This window comes from Candidatus Villigracilis saccharophilus, from assembly GCF_016711665.1.
On the sequence record NZ_JADJSO010000030.1, the window covers coordinates 59,055 to 80,627 of the forward strand.

The following is a 21,573-nucleotide window of genomic DNA, read 5'->3' on the forward strand; positions in this document are numbered from 1 at the left end:
TGCCGCCGGGGACGGCGACGAGAGCACTTGTTTATCCAAACCGTTACAGATTAAATATCTGTTTCGCATCCGACCAGACGATAGCAAGCGCGATGACTCCACCGACGACCATCCCCAGCAGGGCGGTGGAGATCGCTCCGCCGGGCGCGTATACTGCGATACTGTAAGCTGTCACGCCTCCGATGCCCGCGGCTATTAACCCTTTGATGACTGAGTTTCCCACGTGGATCGGTTCATGTGTGCGTTTGGACAGCCATCCGAAAAGGATGATCGCTTCTATTAGTAACGCGATCTCTGCGAACGCAATGATCGGCGCACCGATCTCCTTGAAGAAGGTGAGTCCGATCATGCCGATTCCCAAAAACATAACCAGACGTAATCCCACTGCGTAAAGCGGGAACAGCGGTTCTTTGCGGGCATAGAATGACCGCGCCGCGATCTCGTGGATGGTGAACCCTGTCAATGTCATTAAATAGGCGCGTGTTGTCCACGTGATCAGCGTGGAGGTGGCTTCGTCAAATCCGAACACCCCGCGCACGAGCGGGTGAATTCCCGCCGCCATGACCGCCGCGATCGGGATGGTGAGGGAGATCAAGACCCGCAGGGCGCGTTCTATCGTTGAACGGAAACCTGCCCAGTCGCCGCGTGCCGCGAGTTCTGAAAGCGCGGGCAGCATCGCAGTGGCGATGGCAGTCCCAAGGATGGTCTCAGGCACTTGCATGATCATCCAGCCGTATGTGAGCGATGTTACCGCGCCGACCTGGTCAAGCCGTGAAGCCAGGTTATCGCGCGCCAGAACAATGATCTGGATCCCGCCCATGGTCAACAAACGCGGCGCCATTAATTTTAGAGCTTCGATCAATCCGGTATGACGTAAATTCAAAGATGGAGTCCAGCGGAAGCCGAACTTAAACAGCATCGGTAATTGAATGAGCAGGTGCATGACCGCGCCGATGATGACTCCATACACCAATCCATGCACACCGTAACGCGGCACAAGAAAGATCGCGCCGAATATCTGACCGATGTTGTACATGCTGGGCGCCATGGCCGGGAAAATAAAATGCTGATTTGCCTGCAGAGATGCCATCACCAAGCCGCTGATCGAAAAGATGACTGTGCCGATCAGATTCAAGCGCATCAGTTCAGCAAGCAGTTTGCGTTGCTCTGCGTCAAAGCCGGGAGCGATGCCAAGTTTCGCATCCACAATGGGTTGTGCAAAAATGGCGATCAGAATGGCGAATGAACCTGTCACCAGAAAGGCAACATTTGCCACGCGCGAAAACAGGTCCCATGCGGCGGCACGGTCCTTGGTGGTGAGATACTCCGTCAGCAACGGAATGAACGCCATTGCCAGCGCGCCGCCAGAGATGAGCGCGAACAAAACATCCGGCAGATTATTTGCGGCATTAAAAGTATCCAGCAATTCCACCGACCCTGAATATTGACGCGAGATGATCCCCGTGCGCACGAAAGCCAGAACTTTATCTATCAGAAAAAAGAACGCGATGATCAATGAGTTACGGGTAAGACGCGATAATTTATTCATTGGCATAACTGGTTATAAAATTAATCTGCCTTGTCTGGAACGATCTCAATGCCGGGCAATTTATCTTTCAGCGTGTGAGTCTTATGGATCAACACAGGCAGACACTGTGCGCAAATATATTTTGTTTCATTCTTGAATGTCAAATGCAGCAACGGGACTTGTTCATCCGTGCGGTCACAATTCAGACAAACTTTTTCTTTTTGTTCATTCATGGTTTCTCCAATTTTATTATGTCGCTGCGAGGAGGGTGTTTTTCCCGACGACACTTGCACCGTACGCCAGTGCGGTGAGCAATCTCATCTTAAGTTAGGGATTGCTTCGCCAAAGAGCGGCTCGCAATGACATAACTTTATAACGTGCCCTTATACATCCCGCCATCCACATTTAACATCACACCAGTGATATATGAAGCTGCGGGGGAGACGAGGAACGCCGCGGCATTGGCGAACTCTTCGGGCTGCCCCAGCCTGCCAAGCGGACTCTGCTCCGACTGCTTGCGCGTCTCTTCCTCTACTGTTGAGCTGTTCGCTGTTGCCCGGGCAGTCATCAACTCTGTGACACGTTCCGTCTCTGTCCAGCCTGGCAGTATGGAATTGAAGCGAATGCCTTCCCTGCCGAGATCCAACGCCAGCGACTTGGTTAATCCGATCGTCGCCATGCGAATGCTGTTCGATAAAAGCAAATTCGCAATCGGTTGTTTGACCGACATGGACGTAACCGTCAAGACACTCGCTGAATCTGATTTTCTCAAATATGGAAGCGCTGCTTTAATGAGACGGACATGCAGCATCAAACACAAGTCCACGCCCTTTTGCCACGCGGCTTCATCAAGCGAGTCGATTGACCCGGGTGGAGGTCCGCCCGCGTTGGTGATGAGAATATCCAGCCCGCCCAATGCATCCACAGTTTGCTGGATCAATTTTTCAGGGACTTCGGTCAAGCCAACATCGCCAACCAGCCCAATGACCTGAGCGCCTGATTCCTTGCTCATCTTTTCTGCAACAGCTTTTATCTTCGCCTCATCCCGCCCGTTGATGGCAACCTGACAGCCTTCCTTGGCCAATGCCAGCGCGGTAGCATACCCAAGTCCGCGCGACGAGCCGGTCACGAGTGCGCGTTTGTTCTTCAATCTTAAATCCATTTATGCCTCCTTATATTTATATGTCGTTGCGAGGCGATGTTCTTTTGCCGAAGCAATCTCATCTTTAATAGGAGACTGCTTACCAAAGAACGCTCGCAGCGACATCAAATTATTTCTATCTTTTCATCAATGATCTGGCCGTCTTCCCAATTTGCTTCCACCCATTTTGCCACACTTTGCAGGGACTGTTGCAAAGTCACCGCATCAGAATTGACCATGGCACACGTGATTACCGTCTCCTGCCATTTGTCTTGCGAATCCATCTCCGCCACGGAGACGTTAAATTCGCGATGCAAACGCGAGATCAGCGGCTTGATCCTTCCGCGCTTTTCTTTGAGCGAGGCGCAGGCAGGGAGGTGCAGGTGGATGGTGAGGGTGGCGAGCATGAGGATTTACGATTTTTGATTTGCGATTTTGGATTGCGAAAGCTTGTACTGAGCCTGTCGAAGTTTCAATTTGAAAGCCGCATTAATAAGTTTACCAATTACCAATTACGATTTACAATCCCACGCATGGACACCGAAACCCACTATAACAACGCCCTTGATTACCTTTATTCTTTCGTGGATTATAGCCTGAAACATTCGTCCGAACTCGCCAAGGCGGACTTCAACCTTGACCGTATGTTCGCGTTGATGGAGTCATTGGGCAACCCGCAGAATAAATATCCCATCATCCATGTGGCAGGGACGAAGGGCAAAGGGTCCACGTCCGCGCTGTGTGCGGCGGCTTTGCAGGCGGCGGGGTATTCGGTTGGCTTGTACACATCACCGCATCTGCAGGATTACGTTGAGCGGATTCGGATCAACGGCACGCCGATCTCGCATGAGCAGTTGATCGAGTTGGTGGAAGAGATCAAACCGCATGTTGCAAAGATCGAAAAGTTGACAACCTTCGAAATTACCACCGCGCTGGCATTTCTGGCGTTTGGAAAATATGGAGTTAACGCGGCGGTCTTTGAAGTGGGCCTGGGTGGGCGGCTGGATGCGACCAATATTGTCACACCCAAGATTTCGGTCATCACTTCATTATCCTATGACCATACTGCTGTGTTGGGAAATACCCTGACATTGATCGCGGGTGAGAAGGCTGGCATCATCAAAGATGGCGTACCTGTGGTTTCGTCGCCACAGAAGGATGAATCGCTCGCGGTTTTGGAGCGTGTAGCCGCACTTAAGCATTCAGCGTTAACTTTGGTCGGGCGTGACGTAAATTTTGAGTTGATCGAGTCATCCTTGGAGGGACAAACACTGACGGTGGACAGTGGACAGTGGACGGTGGGTAACGCTCCGCGGTCCATGGTCAAATTGCAAATTCCCCTGCTCGGAAATCATCAGATCGAAAACGCTGCCACTGCTTATACAGCCTTGAAAGTCAGCGGGATTCCCATCACGGACGAACAGATACAAAAAGGCTTTTCTCAAGTACAATGGCGCGCCCGCTTTGAGATTGCGCGGCGCAATCCGCCCGTGATCTTTGACTCGGCGCATAACCAGGATTCTTTCGCGAAGTTGAGTGAAACTCTTGAAATATATTTCCCCGCCAAAAAGGTTTATCTCATCTTCGGCGCTTCGGAAGATAAGAACATCCCCGGCATGTTCGCGGAGTTGAAATCGAAGATCGAGAAAGTTATTGTTACGCGCGCCGATCATCCGCGCGCGCTCGAAGTGGAGAAAATTCAACAGTTGGCTGAGCAGGCCGGGGTTGAATCGGAAGCGGTCACTCCTGTCAAATCCGCATTGGCGCGGGCGCTGGAATTGTCATCAAAAGATGGTAGCATTGTCTTATCCGCTGGAAGCATGTTTGTCACCGCGGAAGTCATGTCTGCATGGAAAATATTAAATGAATCATCAATCTGACTGGAACGAAGAAGAAGATAATTTTGACCTGACACTGTCACAACGGACCGAGGAACTGTATCGTGTCCCGAATATGGAGCCGAACGCTGACGGGCTGATCGAGGCTGTGGTGCTGCCATTGCGCGACATGGTCATTTTCCCGCGCATGGTCTCTCCCATTTTTGTCGGGCGCGAGGCTTCTCTGCTGGCTGTTCAGGCGGCGCAGCAAAAAGAGCAAACTGTAATTGGGTTAACCCAAAAAGATTCCGAACTGGATGAGCCCGGTGTAAGTGATTTTTTACCGATCGGCGTGGAAATGGCGGTTGGTCGTTTATTGAGCATGCCCGATGGCTCGCGTTCTGCGCTGGTGCAGGGGCGCAAACGGGTTGAGATCGTTGAGTTCATTCATACCAAACCGTATCTAAAAGTACGCGCGCGCGTGGTCAACGAGCCGCAAGTGGCAGACAGGCAAACGCAGGCGTTGATGCGTTCCGCGCTGAGCCTGTTCGAACGCTTGTGCAGCTGGACCGCTCGATTCCCGAAGAAGCGCATTTATTCGCGTTGAACATTTCGGAACCCGGCTGGCTTTCCGATATGATCTCCACTTCGCTTTCATTAACCTATGAGTCGAAATTGCGTCTGCTGCTTATCCTTGATCCCAAGGCGCGTTTGGGATTGTTGAATAATATTCTGGCGCAGGAAGTGGATGTGCTTGAGCTGGAAGACGAGATCCATTCGCGTGTGCAGAATGAAGTGGATAAGAGTCAGCGTGAGTTCTATCTGCGCGAACAGATGAAACAGATCCAGACGGAATTGGGCGAAGGCGATGTTTTCTCGCGCGATGCCTCCGACTTAAAGAAAAAGGTGGAAGCCGCCAACCTTCCGGAAGAAGCAAAGAAGGTGGCGTTGAAGGAGTTGGAGCGGTTGAATCAAATGCCGCCGATGTCTCCCGAAGTGGGCATGATCCGCACGTATGTTGATTGGATCGTTGACCTGCCCTGGAGCAGTTCCACGCCGGATAATTTGGATGTTAAGAATGCCGCGAAGATCCTTGAGCGCGATCATTATGGTTTGAAGAAGGCCAAGGAAAGAATTCTTGAATATATCGCCGTGCGTTCACTCAAACCAAAGAAGGAACGCCAGCCGATCCTGTGTTTTGTCGGGCCGCCCGGAGTTGGCAAGACTTCATTAGGCCGTTCCATCGCGGATGCGCTGGGACGCAAGTTCGTGCGTGTCTCGCTGGGCGGCGTGCGTGATGAAGCCGAGATCCGCGGACATCGCCGCACATACATCGGCGCTTTGCCCGGGCGCATTCTTCAAACGATGAAGCGCGCCGGCACGGCAAATCCGCTCTTTATGCTGGATGAAATTGACAAGCTGTATTCAGACTTTAGAGGCGATCCCGCTTCAGCCATGCTTGAAGTGCTCGACCCCGAGCAGAATCATTCCTTTAGCGATCACTATCTTGAACTGCCATTTGATCTGTCCAAGGTCATGTTCGTGACCACCGCTAATTCATTGGGAAATATTCCATCTCCGTTGTTGGATCGTATGGAGGTGATCGAATTTCCCGGCTATATTGAAGAGGAAAAGGTGGAGATCGCGAACCGCTATCTCATTCCGCGCCAGATCGAAGAGAATGGAATTGATAATCTCGGTTTGGTGTTTGAGCCCGCTGCATTACAGCGCATCATCCGTGAATATACATATGAAGCGGGTGTGCGTAATTTGGAGCGCGAGATCGGACGCGTGAGCCGCAAGGTGGCGCGCCTGAAAGCGGAAGGCAAGAAATATCCCACCTCCATTGCGCCAGATATGATCGAGAAATTGCTCGGTCCGCAGCAGGTCTTTCAATCTGAAGCGGGGCGCACTGATGAAGTGGGCGTCGCCACCAGCCTCGCGTGGACTGAAACCGGCGGCGAGATCATGTCTGTCGAGGTCGCGATCCTTGAAGGCAAAGGCAGCATGCAGATGACCGGTCAAATGGGTGAGGTGATGCAGGAATCAGCTCACGCCGCGCTGACATACATCAAGTCACGCTCCGCTGCGTTGAAAATTGACCTGGATGTGTTCGAGCGCCTGGATATTCACATCCACATGCCCGAAGGCGGCATTCCGAAGGATGGCCCATCGGCGGGAATTACCATCGCGACAGCCATCATCTCCGCCTTGACCGGGCGGGCTGTACTGCGTCACGTGGGCATGACCGGCGAGATCACCCTGCGCGGGCGTATACTCCCGATCGGCGGCGTGCGCGAGAAGGTTCTCGCCGCGCATCGTGCCGGGTTGAAGACCGTCCTGCTTCCAGAAAAGAACATGAAGGATCTGATGGAACTCCCCAAGACCGCCAGGTCTGAATTGAAGATCATTCCGATCAAGCACATGGATGATGTGCTGGCGATCGCGCTTTCTGACAAGGTAACTGTTGAACCGCCGCGTCCAAAGAAACATGCGCGGGAGGAAAGTCAGGAAGAGTAGTACTAATTTCTGATTTCATAGCAATGGCTTTTCAAGGTGGCGCGGGTGATAAAATTACCAGCGTCACTCTTTTTATTATTTTCACCACCGTATAAATCTTCAACGCGAATGTGGCGAATGAGCGAATTACGAGGTTTTTTAATCAATTCGAGAAATTCATCAATTAGTGTAGTTCGCGTTAAACAATTAACACGATACGTATTGGAATAATCCGTTCATGCCAAATTTGAAAAACAAAGTTGTCCTCATCACCGGCGCATCCTCTGGCTTTGGAGAAGATGCCGCGCTGCTCTTTGCCCAGGCAGGCTGCAGGGTTATCCTTGCCGCGCGCCGCATTGACCGATTGCAAGACCTCGCGCAAAAAATTCAAGATGCGGGTGGTGAGGCAATTGCCATCCCGGTCGATATAACCAATACGGCTGATGTGGATGACATGGTAAAGTCCGCGCTGGATATTTACGGCCAAATTGACATCCTCTTTAATAACGCCGGCATTGGGCGGGTGGATTGGTTCGAGAAGCATTCGTTGGACCGCGATATTGCCATGCTGGTACAGGTTAACTTAACCGCGCTCATGCAAGTTACGCGCACCGTGCTGCCCCACATGTTGAAGCGCAGAGAAGGTCATATCATCAACATGGTTTCAGTGGCCGGGCTGATCGCATCGCCGCTCATCACAAGTTATGCCGCCAGCAAACACGGCGCGCGAGCTTTCACCGATGCGCTGCGGCGCGAAGTTGCGCCTTTGGGCATTAAGGTCAGCGGAATATATCCCGGTCCCGCTGCGACGGAATTTGGCCAGCATATTGGGAAGAGTCGAACCTATGGTTCGGTTCGAAAATCTTTCAGCTCGCGCATGACCTCTGCATATGTTGCGCGGCGCGTGCTGGATGTCGCCAAACGCCCGCGCCGCAGTCTCGTCATTCCGTGGTGGTTTCGCCTCGTCACCACTTTTGATATGCTTTTCCCTGTCGTAGTGGATGGGATCTTATACGTGTTCTCGAAAAAAAATCATAAACTGGATTAGGAGACTGACATGACACTTGCGCGCCTCAACAATCTCACCGCTTCACTGCGGACCTCGAACCTGGATGCGGTTATTCTAAATCCCGGTCCCACGCTGACCTATTTGACCGGCCTGCGTTTCCATCTCATGGAACGGCCTGTTGTTTTGTTCGTTGCGCCGGGCCGGGACCCTGTGCTTGTGCTGCCGGAGCTTGAACTGCCCAAGATGGATCTCTTCCCATACAAAGTGCAGGCTGTCGCATTCGGTGAGAATCCATCAGAGTGGGGCGATGCTTTTCGTAAAGCAGCCCAGCTTTTGGGGCTGGATGGGAAGCGCATCGGCGTGGAGCCGCGTCAATTGCGGTTGCTGGAGTTTGGCCACGTAAAAACAGGCGCGCCGGAAGCGGAATTCCCCGATGCGAGTGATGTTTTATCCATGCTGCGTTTGAAGAAAGACAAAGCTGAAGTTGACCTGATGCGCCGCGCCGTGAAGATCGCGCAGGATGCGTTGGAGGCGACCATCCCATTAATAAAGATGGGAATGACCGAGCGCGAATTGTCATCCGAGTTGGTGATGCAATTGTTGAAGAATGGCTCCGATTCCGAATTCCCCTTTGCGCCCATCGTTTCGGGCGGACCCAATGCCGCGAATCCGCATGCTTCACCTTCTGAAAGGAGATTGCAGGCGGGCGATCTTTTGGTCGTGGACTGGGGCGCGGCATATGAAGGTTATATCTCTGACCTGACGCGCACCTTCGCTGTGGGCGAGGTGGATGACGAATGTCAAAAGATACACAAGATCGTTCAGGAATCAAATGCCGCCGGCCGTGCCGCAGGCGGGCCCGGTGTTCCGTGCGCGGATGTGGACAAGGCCGCGCGCGAGGTCATTGAGAGATCTGGTTACGGAAAATATTTCACGCACCGCACCGGTCACGGCATCGGCATGGAAGGTCACGAAGACCCGTATATGCGCGGCGACAATATGCAATTGCTTGAGCCCGGTATGGCGTACACTGTGGAGCCCGGCATCTATCTGACCGGCCGTAATGGCGTGCGTATTGAAGACAATGTGGTCATCACCGAGACAGGCGCGGAATGTTTATCGGATATGCCGAGAGAGATACGCGTGGTTGGATAATTGTTGAAGACAAATAGCACTACTTGACAGGCATACCATGGCAACTTATTGCGAATACTGCAACGCTCATCCTGAAGATACTTTTAATAGGGAGTATCACGATACTCAATACGGATTCCCATTAAGCGGTGATGATGAACTGTTTGAGAGGCTTGTGCTTGAGATCAATCAGGCCGGGCTCTCCTGGATCACGATCCTGAAGAAGGCCGACAATTTCCGCAACTCCTATGATAATTTCAAAATAGAAAAAGTCGCAAAATACAATGAAAAAGACCGTGAACGGCTGCTTGCGGATGCGGGTATTATTCGAAATAGATTAAAGGTCAACGCGGCCATCGTCAACGCGCAGAAGATACTCGGGTTAAAGAAGGATTTTGGTTCATTCAAAGGCTGGCTGGACGCGCATCATCCGCTTACAAAAGAGGAGTGGACAAAATTGTTCAAGAAAACTTTTGTGTTCACCGGCGGCGAGATCGTCAACGAGTTCCTGATGTCCACGGGCTATTTGAGCGGAGCGCACGAGGAGCAATGTCCTGTCTATCGGAAGGTGGCGAGTCTGCGCCCGGCCTGGATGCGAAAATAATCCATCATGACCACACAGCCGACTTTTGTGATCGTGGGCAAGCTCAATCGCGAATATATTCTGCCTCCACCGGGATTGGGTCATCCGCTTTTGGATACGCCCGGTGGAAGTTTGCTGTATGCTGCGGGCGGGCTGGCTGTCTGGGATCAGGCTGCCGGGCTGGTCGGGCGCGTCGGTGAAGATTATCCGCATCAATGGCTGCGTGATCTCGATGCGCGCGGATTTGATACGCGCGGCATTCTGACCGTCCGTGATCCGCAAAATATGGACCTACGCGCGTTCGTGGCTTACAACGAGACCCATGAACGCAGTCAGTCCAACGTGGTCTCACATTTTGCGCGCCGTCAGCTTACTTTTCCCAAATCACTGCTTGGGTATCAAGCGCCAGACCCATTGCGCAAAGATTCGCGTAAACCTGAACCTGCTTCACCCGCCGCGCTGGATGTTCCAAAAGAATACTGGAATGTGCGTTATGTGCATCTCTGCCCCTTTGACTTTGTCAGCCAGAGCCAGATGGTCAGCCTCTTCAAGGGCGGGTCAAACCAGACCGTCAGCCTGGACCCGTCTGCCGGCTATATGATGCCCGGCTTTTGGCGCGAGCTGCGACTCGTCCTGCAGGGCGTCACGGTCTTCCTCCCGTCAGAAGAGGAAATGCGCGCGCTCTTTTGGGGCGAGACCAATGACCTGTGGGAGATGGCGCGCAAGACCAGTGAGTATGGTCCGCAGATCGTTGTCATCAAACGCGGCACGCACGGACAGATGATCTACGACGCGGCGGGCAATCACCGCTATGAAGTGCCCGCTTATTCAGCGCGGGTCGCAGATATGACCGGGATCGGCGACGCCTATTGCGGCGGATTTTTAGCCGGACTGCAAATAACGAACGATCCTTTAATGGCGGGGCTGCATGGAAGCGTTTCCGCTTCGCTTAAGATAGAAGGCAGCGGACCTTTCTATCCGCTGGATGTGATGCCCGGTCTCGCCGAAGCGCGCCTGCGCTCATTGAAGGATAGAAGCAGGCAGGTGTGAATGATGAAGAAAAACGTGCAAGGATTCTTTACGAGCCTTACGGCTTAAAAGCGGGAATCGCACAATGCTCCCGGCTTCTTTATTTACCCGCCTGCCTTTATACTTGACCCATGAACAATCTTTCAGCCAAACTCATTGACCTCGCCATTCAGATCCAGCAGATTCCGGCCCCCACATTCTCTGAAGGGAAGCGCGCCGAATTCGTGCGCGGACTTTTTGTAGACGAAGGGCTTCAGGATGTTTCCATCGACGCGCTTGGAAACGTGTTCGCGCGTTTACCAGGCAGGCAGAAGAAGGCCGCGGCGCTGGTGATCTCCGCCCATTTGGATACCGTCTTTCCAAACAGTGTCAATTTGCAGGTTAGGAAAGAGGCGGAAAAGATCTTCGCGGCGGGCATCGGCGATAATTCGCTGGGTGTGGCGGCGTTGTTCGGCGTCATCTGGTCTTTGCGTCAAAAAAAGATCACGCTGGCGCACGATATTTGGTTCGCGGCCAATGTCGGCGAGGAGGGGCTCGGTGACCTGTGCGGAATGCGCGCGGTCGTTGAGCGCTTCGATCAGGATGTGATCGGGTATCTTGTGTTGGAGGGACTCGCCTTCGGGCATGTCTATCACCGCGCGATCGGCGTGCGGCGTTACCGCATCACCGCGAAAACCGCGGGCGGACATTCGTGGTCTGATTACGGCCAGCCTTCGGCGGTGCATGAGCTGGCCGCGCTGGTCACGCGCCTGACCGCGCTGCGCCTGCCGCGCGAACCGCGCACCACCATGAATGTCGGCAGGTTCGACGGCGGGACGGGTATTAATGTGCTGGCGTCTGAAGCCAAATGTGAATTGGATCTGCGCTCTGAGGACCCGGCTGTGCTTTCAAAATTGATCTATCAGGTCGAGGAGTTGTTCCGCCTGGCAGACCGTGACGGCGTGACCATGCTGGCTGAGATCATCGGACAGCGTCCCGCCGGCGAGATCCCTTCCGCGCACCCGCTGGTGAAGCTGGCTGTGAATTGCCTGAGCGAACAGGGCATCAGCGCCGTCCTGACCTCAGGTTCCACCGATGCGAATATCCCCTTAAGCCGCGGAATCCCGGCTGTGGTGATGGGCATCACGACCGGCGGCGGCGCGCACACCACGCATGAATACATCCATCTTGAGCAGGTTGAAAAAGGGATGAAAGCAGTGGTCAGGTTCGTGGAGAGGGCGGGAGTGGAAGAAGAGTAGAGATCAAGCAAGCAGGGCGCGCCGCAAGCGCCAGGTATTTGCACGACATACATGGTTGACCCTGCCCTGTTGATTTGCTTTTCTTGCTGATTTATATTTGCGCTGAAACGCAAACCCTTTTTTCTTTTGAGCAATCTGTGTTTGTCGGCTTGTTTACCCCATATATCATTCTTCATTTTATCCCCGTCACCTCAAACACCTCAATGCGGTGGGTCTTGCCTTTCAGACTCATCTCCACATGCGGGATCACTTTGACATCCTCCATGACGCGCTCGTAGGCTTCCCTGCTGATCAAAATTTGATTCCTGCCTGAGTTTTCCTGGATGCGTTTGGCGGTATTGACGTTGTCGCTGATGGCGGTGTACTCGAGTCGTTTTTCCGTGCCGATCAGCCCGAGCACCGCGTCGCCGAAATGGATGCCCGCGCCAAATGAGAGATGTTCCTCTTCGGGAAGTATTTTATAAAGCGCTTCGACCGAGTCGCGCAATGCCAGCGCGGCTTTGACCGCCCGCAGGGTATGGTCCGCCTGCGGGATGGGCGCGTTGAACCAGGCCATGATCGCGTCGCCCATGAACTTGTCGATCGTGCCTTCCTGCGAAAGCACCGCGTCCGCCATGGCGGCGAGGTAACGATTTAAAGTAAAGACCAGTTTTTCAGGGGATAATTTCTCGCTGTAGGATGTGAATCCGCGGATGTCGGCGAACAGCACGGTGATGTTCGCGCGCTTGCCGCCCAGCTGTAAACTGTTCGGGTCGAGCTGTTCGATCACAGCGGGTGAGACCATGCGCTCGAAGAGTCTGCGCTGGGCTTCCAGTTTTTTACGCTCGGTCAGGTCGTCCAGCACGATCGCGACGCCCTGTGTCTTCTGGTTTGAATCTTTGAGCGGCGAGAAGTTCAAGCGCCAATCCACATTTCCGCGCGCGGGCAGGTTATGGTGTACTTCAAGGTCTATGATCGGCTTGTCGGTTGCGCGCACTTCCTTCAAGTGCGGCGCGATCTCTTTTGAAACGGAGGCAAGCACCTCGTTAAGATGATGACCGAGGATCTCGGGCGCGTTCTGCCCGATGATGAACTGCGCGGCTCGATTCGCCAGCGTGACCTGATCCTGCACATCGGCGGTGATGACTCCGCTGGCGATGGATGCGAAGACCGATTCCATTAAATTCTTGAGTCCTGTCACTTCTTCGAGGGTGTGTTTGAGCGAGGAGAATAATCTCGCGTTCTCGATCGCCACCGCGGCTTGATTCGCAAATGCCGCCAGCAGTTCTTTTTCAGAATCGGCGAAAATGCCCGCGCGGATCCTGTTATCGGCATAGATCACGCCGATCATTTCATTCTTTACTTTTAGCGGCACGCATAAAATGGAGCGCAGGTTGAATGCCACAATGCTTTCCTGTCCGCTGAAACGGTTGTCTTCCTGCGCGTTGGTCGTGACGATCGGCTCCCCGCTTTGAATGACGCGCGCCACCACCGAGCGGCTGACGGTCAACTCGGACGGGTTGATCGATTCCATTTCCCAGTTGCGCCCCATGCGGGTGATCATTTCGCCTTTGTCATCGCGCAGCATAAGGAATCCGCGTTCCGCTTTGGTCAGCCGTACGATATTGTCCATCACGATGCGCAAAACTTCATCGAGTTCAAGCGATGAGTTGATCACCTGTCCCACATCGGCCAGGGCGAGCATGTTGCTGTGTTCTTTTTGAAAGGCCTCCATTTTCCCGCTGATGACCGGAAGCGTGCTTTCAAGGTTGCGTAATTCTTCAAGTGTATTTTTTGGGAGTTTAAGCCTGCTCGCTTCGAGCTCAACGCGGATCTTTTCAGCCTGCAAACCGAGCATGAGCAATTGATCGTGGACTGTGGTGGGGCGGGTTTGTTCAGAGTGCATGAGGGTTCCCGGGCTAGGTCTTGTGTAAATTCCGCCCGTTATTTTGGCGGGGCTGCGTGATTGTATCCCAAGACAAAGTTTTTTATATGCAGATACAGCACTTGATAAAGGATGTTGCGCGCGGCGCGGCGCGCGAGCAGGGCGTCGCCTCCACGCCGTGTGAACAGCGCCGACTGATGTTCGCGCAGCACGTTCTCGATATCAGCGCTCGCAGAGGGGAGCAAACTTGTCAGCAGGCTGGCGCGTTCTGCCGGGGTGATATCAACAGAAGGCGGCTTGTCCATCCAGCGTAATGCCGTGTTGACGCTTTGGAAGGACCTCTCGATCGGGGTGAGTTCCGTCCAGCGCACCCAGCGGTTCAGCCATTGCGGAGTTTCCCAGCCGCTGCGTTCGACCACTGTTTTCAGTATCTGCGCCGTTTGCAGGTTTGGCGCGTAGCGCCGCTTAAGATAAAAGATCAGCGCAGCCAGCACGATAAACCCGGATGCCAGACTGATCTGGATGATCTGCGTCTGTGTCAGCCGCGGTTTCGCGCCGGTTGTTTCATCTGCGGCTGGTTTATCCTGAGTGATCGGGTCTGCTTCGAGTTGCTCTGGCAGAACAGGCGTTATCGAGGGTTCCTCAGCCGCTTCCAGCGGACGTTCGAGCGCGGCCTGGTTGCCTGTGGGCTCGAACTCGATCCAGCCGTAACCCGGAAAATACACTTCAGGCCAGGCGTGTGAATCGCGTTCGCGGACGGTATAGAATGTGTTCTCCACATTCATTTCTCCCTGCGCGTATCCCACCGACAGCCGCGCGGGAATGCCGATCGAGCGCAGCATTAATGTTTCAGCGCTGGCGTAATAATTGCAAAAGCCTTTCTTCACATCAAATAAAAAATATTCCAAACGGTCGGTCGTCCCATCCGGGAACGAGATGGTGGGTTCGTATTCGATCTCGCTGCGCAGGTAGTTGGTAATGGCGGCTGTTTTGTCGTACGGGTTGTCCTGGTCGGCAGTTAATTCCTCTGCCAGCTCGCGGATGCGGACCGAAAAATCCTCAGGCAGTTGTAAATACCGATCCGTCACCCAGCTGGGATACTCTGACCCGGCTGCGCGTAATTCAGCAATGGACGGATTGGCCACCAAGGCGCTCGACTGATAGGACTCTCCCGCTTCAAGCTTGGGTATTGAGCGCAAGGCTGAAATATCCATCAGGTCATCAAGGCCTTCAATATTCGCCCGGTCTTCCCCCGTGGTCGGAATTATCTTATGGATGATGTTCGCGGGGTGGCTGACAAATATTGGTTGTGAAGCCGTGTAAAGAATGGCCTGTCCTTGTGTGTAAACATTGAATGTGAAATCCAGCCTTAGACGGTTTTGAGCGTCCTCAATTAAAAAGTCGCCGTCCTGCGCTTCATAATTGATACTGGTCACGCTGCTGGTCAGCCAGCGCCCGCCTTCAAAACTGTCATACACATGTCCACGCCAGTACAGGCGCGGTAGATCTTTTGAAGGGGAGGATGGAAAAACGAGCATGCTGATCTCGGCGCTCTGACTGGCTTGCGTCCCGAGCGCCATTTCACTTCGGTACACATCGCTGACCGGAATATTTTCCTTTTTTGCCGCCGCGAAGATATTTTCCAAACGGTCGTTTTGGGGGAATAATTCTTTCGATATGGACTGCCAGGTTTTTCTTGCGTATGAATTAAATGTCAAGACCGAAGACGGCGCCATCCAGGCCAGTATGATCAAGACCGCCGCGCTGACCATGATGGTGTTATTAAAATCCACGCCGCTTTCGGGCGAGATCTGCACATGCCGTTCGCGCCAAATTTCGCGGTCACGCAAATATTTTTGCCGACCCATCAGAAGAAAAGCCATGAACAGATAAAGACCGAACAGCCAGCTGGTATCGCGCGTGGTGTAATGGTTGAAGTAGATCACGAACATCAATATACCGTTCGGTAAAATCGCCGCCAGCGGATTCGCGTGGCGTGTCAATTGAAATCCGCTGTATAGCGCCGCGCACCAGTATGGAATGAAAAATAGCGCCACGAAAAATAACGGATCTTTAACAGGTCTGCCCGCGGCGAATTCGCTCACCCCAAGGAATATTCTGCCGGCCAGAACGATGAGCTTGTCTCCCAGATAGGTCTCTTCCTTTCCAAACTCCATCATGCCCAGCAATTGCCATGTAAAAAGTGTCAACATGTAGCCGGCTGTCAGCAGTATGACGCCGCGCTTTTGATACATGCTTTGTCCCAGCGCCAGCCCAACCATCAAGCCAAGCAGTGCTATATTCCAGACATGGATAAGCCCCTCGGTCCACTCCGTCTCTTGCAAACGCCAGGTCGAAAATAGGATCGCAAAAAATAAGAATGTGGCTGAAGGCAGATCCCACCAGCGCGCAGGTGATTTTTCCATGCTTTGAGTGTACAATAAAAGAAGCGTCTTCGTCAATTGAAAAATAAATATAACTCTGGAGAACTGTATGCAGACCCTGATCGATAATGGTGTTGCCTTTATTGTGGCTCTTCAAGCAATGGGAGATTGGCTGATCTTTCCCATGAAATTATTTAGCAATCTGGGCACGGAGGAATTTTATTTTCTGGTTTTGCCGCTCATCTATTGGTGCGTTGACTCTGCGCTCGGGCTTCGGGTGGGACTGATACTGGTCACGAGCAACATGCTCAACACAATGGGCAAGGTCTTGTTTGCCGGTCCGCGCCCTTATTGGGTGAGTTCACATGTGCGCGCTCTCTGGCCTGAAACTTCATTTGGGATCCCATCGGGTCATGCGCAGCATGCGGTTAGTGTGTGGGGAATCATCGCAGCCTATTACAAGAAAACATGGGTATGGGTCGCGGCGCTTGCGCTCATCTTTTTGATCGGTTTTTCTCGTCTATACCTCGGCTCGCATTTTCCACAGGATGTCCTTCTGGGCTGGTGTATCGGCGGTCTGCTTTTGTGGGCGTTTACCCGTTTATGGGAACCGATTGCCGAATGGCTGCGGACAAAAACTTTATATCATCAGATTTTCATTGCATTTATCGTATCCATGATATTTATCGTGTTAGGATTGGGCGCGGCGGCTTTAAGAAGCAATTATCAAGTTCCGCAGGATTGGATTAATAATGCATTGCTTGCCGGGACAGAGCAGCCCAATCCCGTTGATCGAAGCGGTATTTTCACTTCGGCAGGGACTTTCTTTGGGCTGGCGGTTGGTGCGGCGTGGATCCTGTCCATTGGCGGGTACCAGGCTTCAGGTCCGATACCGAAGCGTGTTCTTCGTTATATTGTCGGTTTGATCGGTGTCCTCATCTTTTGGAAGGGGCTGGGCGCAATTTTCCCAACCGGCGATGGATTCATCTTTTACGCATTACGTTATATCCGCTATGGGCTGATCGGCTGGTGGGTGGCTGGCGGTGCGCTGTGGATTTTTGTGCGCTTTAAACTTGCAGAGCGTGTGAATTCAATCTGATATAATCTCGGCCATTATTGATAAAAAAAGGCTTGTTTGATGACGCTGGAAAAAAATACTCTCCTTCATAATCGTTACCGTATCGTGGAAATCCTCGGACAGGGCGGCATGGGGTCTGTTTATCGCGCCATTGATGAAAACCTGGGCGTGGTCATCGCATTAAAGGAAAATCTTTTTACAACCGATGAATATTCGCGTCAGTTCCGCCTTGAAGCGGTGATCCTCGCGAATCTCCGTCATCCCAATCTGCCCCGTGTTTCCGATCATATTGTGCTGGATGATCAGGGGCAATATTTGGTGATGGATTTTATCGAAGGCGAAGATCTGCGTTTTCGCATGGAGCGTGTGGGTATGCTTCCGGAAGAGGATGCTGTCCATATCGGCGCTTCGATCTGCGATGCCCTTTCTTATTTGCACACCCGTAAACCCCCGATCCTGCATCGTGATATTAAACCAGGCAATGTAAAGATCACACCGGATGGTCACATCTTCCTGGTGGATTTTGGATTGGCGAAGGTGTACCAGAACGCGACCCAAGCCACCACAACCGGCGCGCGCGCAATGACGCCCGGCTACTCTCCCCCGGAACAATATGGGACCGCGCGCACCGATCCGCGTACTGATATTTATTCCCTCGGCGCTACTTTATACGCGGCGCTTAGCGGGGTCATCCCTGAAGACGGCCTGGCGCGCGCGATGGATAACGCTCAATTAACCCCGCTCAGAAAACGGAATTCAAAGATCTCGCGTCGTTTTGCCGCCGCCATTGAGAAAGCCATGGCGGTTGATCCGAGTGACCGCTTTCAAGATGCCGAGGAATTTAAGAAAGCCTTATTGGGCGCAAAATCCAAGACCCAGCAGGTCGCAGGCGGTTACACTGTTGTGCCTCCGCCCGCGGAGGATTTTCCGCAGAAAGACATCAGCGATTCCATAACAGAAACAGAAAACAAGTTTCCTCCCCCGCCCATCCCGATTGTTATGGAGAAGGAAGACCATATTTTTGTCTCTCCGCTTAAACGACAAAAGGAGCGTGAACGCAAACGCCGCAATGCGTTGATCCGTTTTACATTGCTTCTGCTGCTTTTTCTTGTGATCAGTGTGCCGTTCCTTGCTCCGGGTATTTTGCCCACGAATATACGCGCGGCAATCCCATTCCTCGCCCCGCCCATCAATACAGCCATACCTTCATTTACCCCCATTCCAACCACCCTTGTTCCAACCCTCACGCCGGCTGATCTTTCAACCCAAACACCGGCCGCCACTTTTACGCATACACCGAAACCTCCCACGCCAACCCGCACACCGACCAAGGTGGCACTTCCAACCGCGACTTCGGCTGTCGCTGATTCAACGAGCCTGGCAGCGACTCAAGTTTCCCTCCCTCCCATCAATTCCTTTGGCGGCGGGACTGGACAGATCGCGTACGCGTCCAGCCGCACGGGAATGCCACAGATATATCTTGTTGACCTTGCAGGTAACAGCGCTGTGCAAGTCACTGATATGCCTGAAGGCGCCTGCCAGCCTTCCTGGTCGCCGGATGGTGAAAGATTGGTATTCATTTCTCCCTGCAAAGGTATGGATGAAATCTATTACAACGCCAGCCTATATATCATAAATGCGGATGGCAGTGGTTTGACCGCTATTGATACCCAGCCCGGTGGAGACTTTGAACCAGCCTGGTCACCCGATGGAAAGACCATCGCTTTTACGTCATTGCGAACCAGAAATTTGGAAATTTTTACGGTCAGTTTGGATGACCTCTCCACGGCAACCCAACTTACGAATAATGTCTCGCCTACATATGCGCGCCAGCCTTCCTGGTCGCCGGATGGATCGCAGATCATTTATACACTCAAGCGTATTGGCGTATTTCAAATATGGGTGATGGAAGCAGACGGCAGCGATCCATTGCAGATCGTCCGCAGCGGTTTGGATTTTTCAGACTATTGGCCGGAATGGTCTCATGATGGCAAAACAATACTTTTCAATCAACGCTGCGCCACAAATTTTTGCCTGCCCTATCTGATGACCATTTCCGCGACCGATCGTACCATCAAGCAGGGTACGCGTTTGAATGTAGATGTGCTGACCATTGAGAATGCCGATTTTTCCCCGGACGGTACACTCATCGCTTATGAAGGCGGCGATACAGGCGATAATAACGATATTTTCTACATGGACAGTTCAGGAGAAAACATCGTGCGTGTCACCACTGATCCCAGCCCCGACTTCAACCCCGTCTGGCGCCCCGCTCCGTAAGTAAATAATTATCACACCGAATCAAGAAGAGAAAAGACCTGCCGATGGTCTTTTCTCTTCTTTTATAAACTCTTACACTCCTCTTATTGACGCTCTTCATTTTTGCATGTTAGACTATAAATCGCCATGCCTGAACTTACCGAAAGACAGCGAACCATTCTCCTGCTCCTTATACGCGACTATATCGAGACGGCACAGCCTGTTGGTTCAAAGAGGCTGGTGGAGCGCTTCCACCTTGACCTGAGTCCTGCGACTGTCCGAAATGAAATGTCCGCGCTGACAGAGATGGGTTACCTAAGACAGCCCCACACTTCAGCAGGCCGTGTGCCCGCTGAGGAAGGCTATCGCGTCTTCGTCGCGCAGATGCTGCAGAATGCGGAATTACCCGCGTCAGTGCAAAACACCATCTCGCATCAATTCTTCCAGGCTCGTCCCGATGTAGAACAGTGGATGACGCTGGCCGCGTCGATCCTTGCGCATCAATCGCAGGGTGTGTCGCTTGTCACTGCCCCGCACGCGGAAACGATCCGCTTCAAGCATATTGAATTGATCTCCACACAGGGACGTCAGGTCCTGATGGTGCTGGTCATGGATGGCGGCGAGGTAAATCAGCAAATTTTGACATTGGCTGAGCCTGTCACGCAGGATCGCTTAAGCCAGGCCGCAGCGCGGCTCAATTTATTGCTGGTTGGTCTTTCTGTTGATGCGATCTCGGCTCTGTCCTCCCGTGCAGACGCGCTTGAGCAGGATATCATCACCCTCCTGGTTCAAGATATGAAGCGCACGTCTGAAAGCGCTTCGGGTGAAATTTATACAGATGGACTCACCAATGTCTTGAGCGAACCTGAATTTGCCGACTCGTCAGATGATGCGCGCTGGGCGGTGCGGCTGTTTGGAGAAAGATCTTCTCTGCAAGGTCTGCTTGCCCGTGCTTCTACAAATAGCAGTGTCGGCGGGCTGCAAGTTTTGATCGGCGGGGAAGGCGGCTGGCAGGAACTCCGTCAATGTTCGATGGTCATTGCCAGATATGGCGCGCCAGGTCTCGCAACAGGCACGTTGGGCGTTTTGGGTCCCATGCGAATGTCTTATGCGCGCACGATCCCCACGGTGAGATATGTTGCAAGCTTATTGAGTAATCTGGTGAACGATAATATTGTGAGTGAATAATCATGGCGCACAAGCGCGCCATATAAAAAATCTTTGAGAGTGAGAGTATGACTGATAAAAAGAAACACATGGACGATCAAGAAATTCATGAAACGCAGTCAACGCCCGTTGATGACGGGCAGACCGCTGCGGATGCAGACCGCGAATCGTTGCAAAGCCAGTTGGCGGAGGCTCAAGCCAAAGCCCTTGAATATAAAGATGGCTGGCAAAGATCTCAGGCTGAATTTTTAAATTACAAGAATCGCATGGCGCGTGATAATGAGATGAAGTACGCTTCAATGAAGGGCGATATCATCAAAAAAGTATTGCCTGCGCTGGATGATCTGGAACGCGCTTTGCAGAACCGTCCTGCGGATGATGCCTGGGCAGGCGGCATTGAACTCATCGCCCGCAAACTTCAGAATATTTTGGATGCCGAAGGTGTAAAACGCATTGCCGCTGAAGGCGCGGTCTTTGACCCGAATTTCCACGAGGCGATCTCGCATGAACCGAGCGATGCTGTTGAAAGCGGGCATGTGATCGCGGTCGTGCAAAATGGATATAAGCTTGGGGAAAGAGTCATTCGTCCCGCATTGGTGAGAGTGGCGCAGTAATAGAAGTGTCAGGTCCCATGTGTCAGGTGTCAGTTTCCTGCGCGTGATGGAACTCGACACCTGATACTTGACACAGGAAAACTTAAATAAATGGGAAAAATTATTGGAATTGATCTGGGCACAACCAACTCGGTAGCCGCTGTGATGTCTGGCGGTGAACCGATCGTGATCCCCTCTGCGGAAGGCGAGCGGCTTGTCCCTTCTGTGGTGGCGGTCAATAAAAACCACG

Annotated in this window: 19 protein-coding genes; 13 read left to right on the top strand and 6 right to left on the bottom strand. The window is 52.7% G+C overall.

What is annotated here, in order from left to right; translation table 11 throughout:
- Positions 1–43: 43 nt before the first annotated feature.
- The 4 genes from murJ to IPL17_RS11320 form a co-directional block, all read right to left on the bottom strand.
- On the bottom strand, positions 44–1,549 hold the full coding sequence (murJ, locus tag IPL17_RS11305) for a murein biosynthesis integral membrane protein MurJ (protein WP_345307191.1): 1,506 nt from the start codon (positions 1,547–1,549) through the stop codon (positions 44–46).
- 20 nt (positions 1,550–1,569) lie between these two features.
- On the bottom strand, positions 1,570–1,761 hold the full coding sequence (locus IPL17_RS11310) for a hypothetical protein (RefSeq protein ID WP_345307192.1): 192 nt from the start codon (positions 1,759–1,761) through the stop codon (positions 1,570–1,572).
- Positions 1,762–1,898: 137 nt separating this feature from the next.
- The gene (locus tag IPL17_RS11315) at positions 1,899–2,690 is read right to left on the bottom strand and encodes an SDR family oxidoreductase (RefSeq protein WP_345307193.1); all 792 of its coding nucleotides are present in this window, start codon (positions 2,688–2,690) and stop codon (positions 1,899–1,901) included.
- A gap of 104 nt (positions 2,691–2,794) precedes the next feature.
- Positions 2,795–3,076 carry a DUF503 domain-containing protein gene (locus IPL17_RS11320; RefSeq protein WP_345307194.1) on the bottom strand — a complete coding sequence of 94 codons (282 nt, stop codon included), beginning with the start codon at positions 3,074–3,076 and terminating at the stop codon, positions 2,795–2,797.
- 126 nt (positions 3,077–3,202) lie between these two features.
- Here IPL17_RS11320 and IPL17_RS11325 point away from each other — a divergent pair, with 126 nt between their 5' ends.
- The 8 genes from IPL17_RS11325 (at position 3,203) to IPL17_RS11360 (ending at position 11,978) form a co-directional block, all read left to right on the top strand.
- A complete protein-coding gene (locus IPL17_RS11325) occupies positions 3,203–4,549 on the top strand; it encodes a folylpolyglutamate synthase/dihydrofolate synthase family protein (protein ID WP_345307195.1) in 1,347 nt (448 codons plus the stop codon).
- Positions 4,533–5,093, top strand: a complete 561-nt coding sequence (locus IPL17_RS11330) for an LON peptidase substrate-binding domain-containing protein (RefSeq protein WP_345307196.1) — start codon at positions 4,533–4,535, stop codon at positions 5,091–5,093. Before IPL17_RS11325 ends, IPL17_RS11330 begins: the two co-directional genes overlap by 17 nt.
- Complete coding sequence (lon, locus tag IPL17_RS11335; RefSeq protein ID WP_345307197.1) at positions 5,045–7,006, top strand: endopeptidase La; 1,962 nt, start codon at positions 5,045–5,047, stop codon at positions 7,004–7,006. Before IPL17_RS11330 ends, lon begins: the two co-directional genes overlap by 49 nt.
- A 217-nt stretch (positions 7,007–7,223) precedes the next feature.
- Positions 7,224–8,033, top strand: a complete 810-nt coding sequence (locus IPL17_RS11340) for an SDR family oxidoreductase (RefSeq protein ID WP_345307198.1) — start codon at positions 7,224–7,226, stop codon at positions 8,031–8,033.
- A 9-nt stretch (positions 8,034–8,042) separates the two neighbouring features.
- The gene (locus IPL17_RS11345; RefSeq protein WP_345307199.1) at positions 8,043–9,149 is read left to right on the top strand and encodes a Xaa-Pro peptidase family protein; all 1,107 of its coding nucleotides are present in this window, start codon (positions 8,043–8,045) and stop codon (positions 9,147–9,149) included.
- A gap of 37 nt (positions 9,150–9,186) precedes the next feature.
- Positions 9,187–9,732 carry a DNA-3-methyladenine glycosylase I gene (locus tag IPL17_RS11350; RefSeq protein WP_345307200.1) on the top strand — a complete coding sequence of 182 codons (546 nt, stop codon included), beginning with the start codon at positions 9,187–9,189 and terminating at the stop codon, positions 9,730–9,732.
- A 6-nt stretch (positions 9,733–9,738) separates the two neighbouring features.
- Positions 9,739–10,761: a carbohydrate kinase family protein gene (locus IPL17_RS11355; RefSeq protein WP_345307201.1), complete on the top strand. Its 1,023-nt coding sequence runs from the start codon at positions 9,739–9,741 to the stop codon at positions 10,759–10,761.
- Between the two features lie 110 nt (positions 10,762–10,871).
- Positions 10,872–11,978, top strand: coding sequence for a M20/M25/M40 family metallo-hydrolase (locus IPL17_RS11360; RefSeq protein WP_345307202.1), 1,107 nt, complete (start codon positions 10,872–10,874; stop codon positions 11,976–11,978).
- 172 nt (positions 11,979–12,150) lie between these two features.
- On the opposite strand, the gene IPL17_RS11365 is transcribed toward IPL17_RS11360, so the two are convergent.
- Both IPL17_RS11365 and IPL17_RS11370 read right to left on the bottom strand, forming a co-directional pair.
- The gene (locus tag IPL17_RS11365; protein ID WP_345307203.1) at positions 12,151–13,863 is read right to left on the bottom strand and encodes an adenylate/guanylate cyclase domain-containing protein; all 1,713 of its coding nucleotides are present in this window, start codon (positions 13,861–13,863) and stop codon (positions 12,151–12,153) included.
- 38 nt (positions 13,864–13,901) lie between these two features.
- Positions 13,902–16,268 (bottom strand): transglutaminase-like domain-containing protein, encoded by a 2,367-nt coding sequence (locus tag IPL17_RS11370; protein ID WP_345307204.1) that lies wholly within the window; start codon positions 16,266–16,268, stop codon positions 13,902–13,904.
- Positions 16,269–16,335: 67 nt separating this feature from the next.
- Between IPL17_RS11370 and IPL17_RS11375 the strand changes: the two genes are divergently transcribed.
- From IPL17_RS11375 to IPL17_RS11395, 5 genes are all read left to right on the top strand, one after another.
- Positions 16,336–17,325: a phosphatase PAP2 family protein gene (locus IPL17_RS11375; protein ID WP_345307205.1), complete on the top strand. Its 990-nt coding sequence runs from the start codon at positions 16,336–16,338 to the stop codon at positions 17,323–17,325.
- Between the two features lie 39 nt (positions 17,326–17,364).
- Complete coding sequence (locus IPL17_RS11380) at positions 17,365–19,584, top strand: protein kinase (RefSeq protein WP_345307206.1); 2,220 nt, start codon at positions 17,365–17,367, stop codon at positions 19,582–19,584.
- Positions 19,585–19,710: 126 nt separating this feature from the next.
- Positions 19,711–20,751, top strand: coding sequence for a heat-inducible transcriptional repressor HrcA (gene hrcA / locus IPL17_RS11385; protein ID WP_345307207.1), 1,041 nt, complete (start codon positions 19,711–19,713; stop codon positions 20,749–20,751).
- Positions 20,752–20,798: 47 nt separating this feature from the next.
- The gene (locus IPL17_RS11390; protein WP_345307208.1) at positions 20,799–21,344 is read left to right on the top strand and encodes a nucleotide exchange factor GrpE; all 546 of its coding nucleotides are present in this window, start codon (positions 20,799–20,801) and stop codon (positions 21,342–21,344) included.
- A 90-nt stretch (positions 21,345–21,434) separates the two neighbouring features.
- Positions 21,435–21,573 (top strand): Hsp70 family protein (locus tag IPL17_RS11395; protein ID WP_345307209.1); only part of this gene is annotated, 139 nt, incomplete at its 3' end.

Bases quoted from the DNA above. Each gene is read 5' to 3' on its own strand.
- murJ (WP_345307191.1), bottom strand. From the start codon at position 1,549: ATGAATAAATTATCGCGTCTTACCCGTAACTCATTGATCATCGCGTTC.
- IPL17_RS11310 (WP_345307192.1), bottom strand. From the start codon at position 1,761: ATGAATGAACAAAAAGAAAAAGTTTGTCTGAATTGTGACCGCACGGAT.
- IPL17_RS11315 (WP_345307193.1), bottom strand. From the start codon at position 2,690: ATGGATTTAAGATTGAAGAACAAACGCGCACTCGTGACCGGCTCGTCG.
- IPL17_RS11320 (WP_345307194.1), bottom strand. From the start codon at position 3,076: ATGCTCGCCACCCTCACCATCCACCTGCACCTCCCTGCCTGCGCCTCG.
- IPL17_RS11325 (WP_345307195.1), top strand. From the start codon at position 3,203: ATGGACACCGAAACCCACTATAACAACGCCCTTGATTACCTTTATTCT.
- IPL17_RS11330 (WP_345307196.1), top strand. From the start codon at position 4,533: ATGAATCATCAATCTGACTGGAACGAAGAAGAAGATAATTTTGACCTG.
- IPL17_RS11340 (WP_345307198.1), top strand. From the start codon at position 7,224: ATGCCAAATTTGAAAAACAAAGTTGTCCTCATCACCGGCGCATCCTCT.
- IPL17_RS11345 (WP_345307199.1), top strand. From the start codon at position 8,043: ATGACACTTGCGCGCCTCAACAATCTCACCGCTTCACTGCGGACCTCG.
- IPL17_RS11350 (WP_345307200.1), top strand. From the start codon at position 9,187: ATGGCAACTTATTGCGAATACTGCAACGCTCATCCTGAAGATACTTTT.
- IPL17_RS11355 (WP_345307201.1), top strand. From the start codon at position 9,739: ATGACCACACAGCCGACTTTTGTGATCGTGGGCAAGCTCAATCGCGAA.
- IPL17_RS11360 (WP_345307202.1), top strand. From the start codon at position 10,872: ATGAACAATCTTTCAGCCAAACTCATTGACCTCGCCATTCAGATCCAG.
- IPL17_RS11365 (WP_345307203.1), bottom strand. From the start codon at position 13,863: ATGCACTCTGAACAAACCCGCCCCACCACAGTCCACGATCAATTGCTC.
- IPL17_RS11370 (WP_345307204.1), bottom strand. From the start codon at position 16,268: ATGGAAAAATCACCTGCGCGCTGGTGGGATCTGCCTTCAGCCACATTC.
- IPL17_RS11375 (WP_345307205.1), top strand. From the start codon at position 16,336: ATGCAGACCCTGATCGATAATGGTGTTGCCTTTATTGTGGCTCTTCAA.
- IPL17_RS11380 (WP_345307206.1), top strand. From the start codon at position 17,365: ATGACGCTGGAAAAAAATACTCTCCTTCATAATCGTTACCGTATCGTG.
- hrcA (WP_345307207.1), top strand. From the start codon at position 19,711: ATGCCTGAACTTACCGAAAGACAGCGAACCATTCTCCTGCTCCTTATA.
- IPL17_RS11390 (WP_345307208.1), top strand. From the start codon at position 20,799: ATGACTGATAAAAAGAAACACATGGACGATCAAGAAATTCATGAAACG.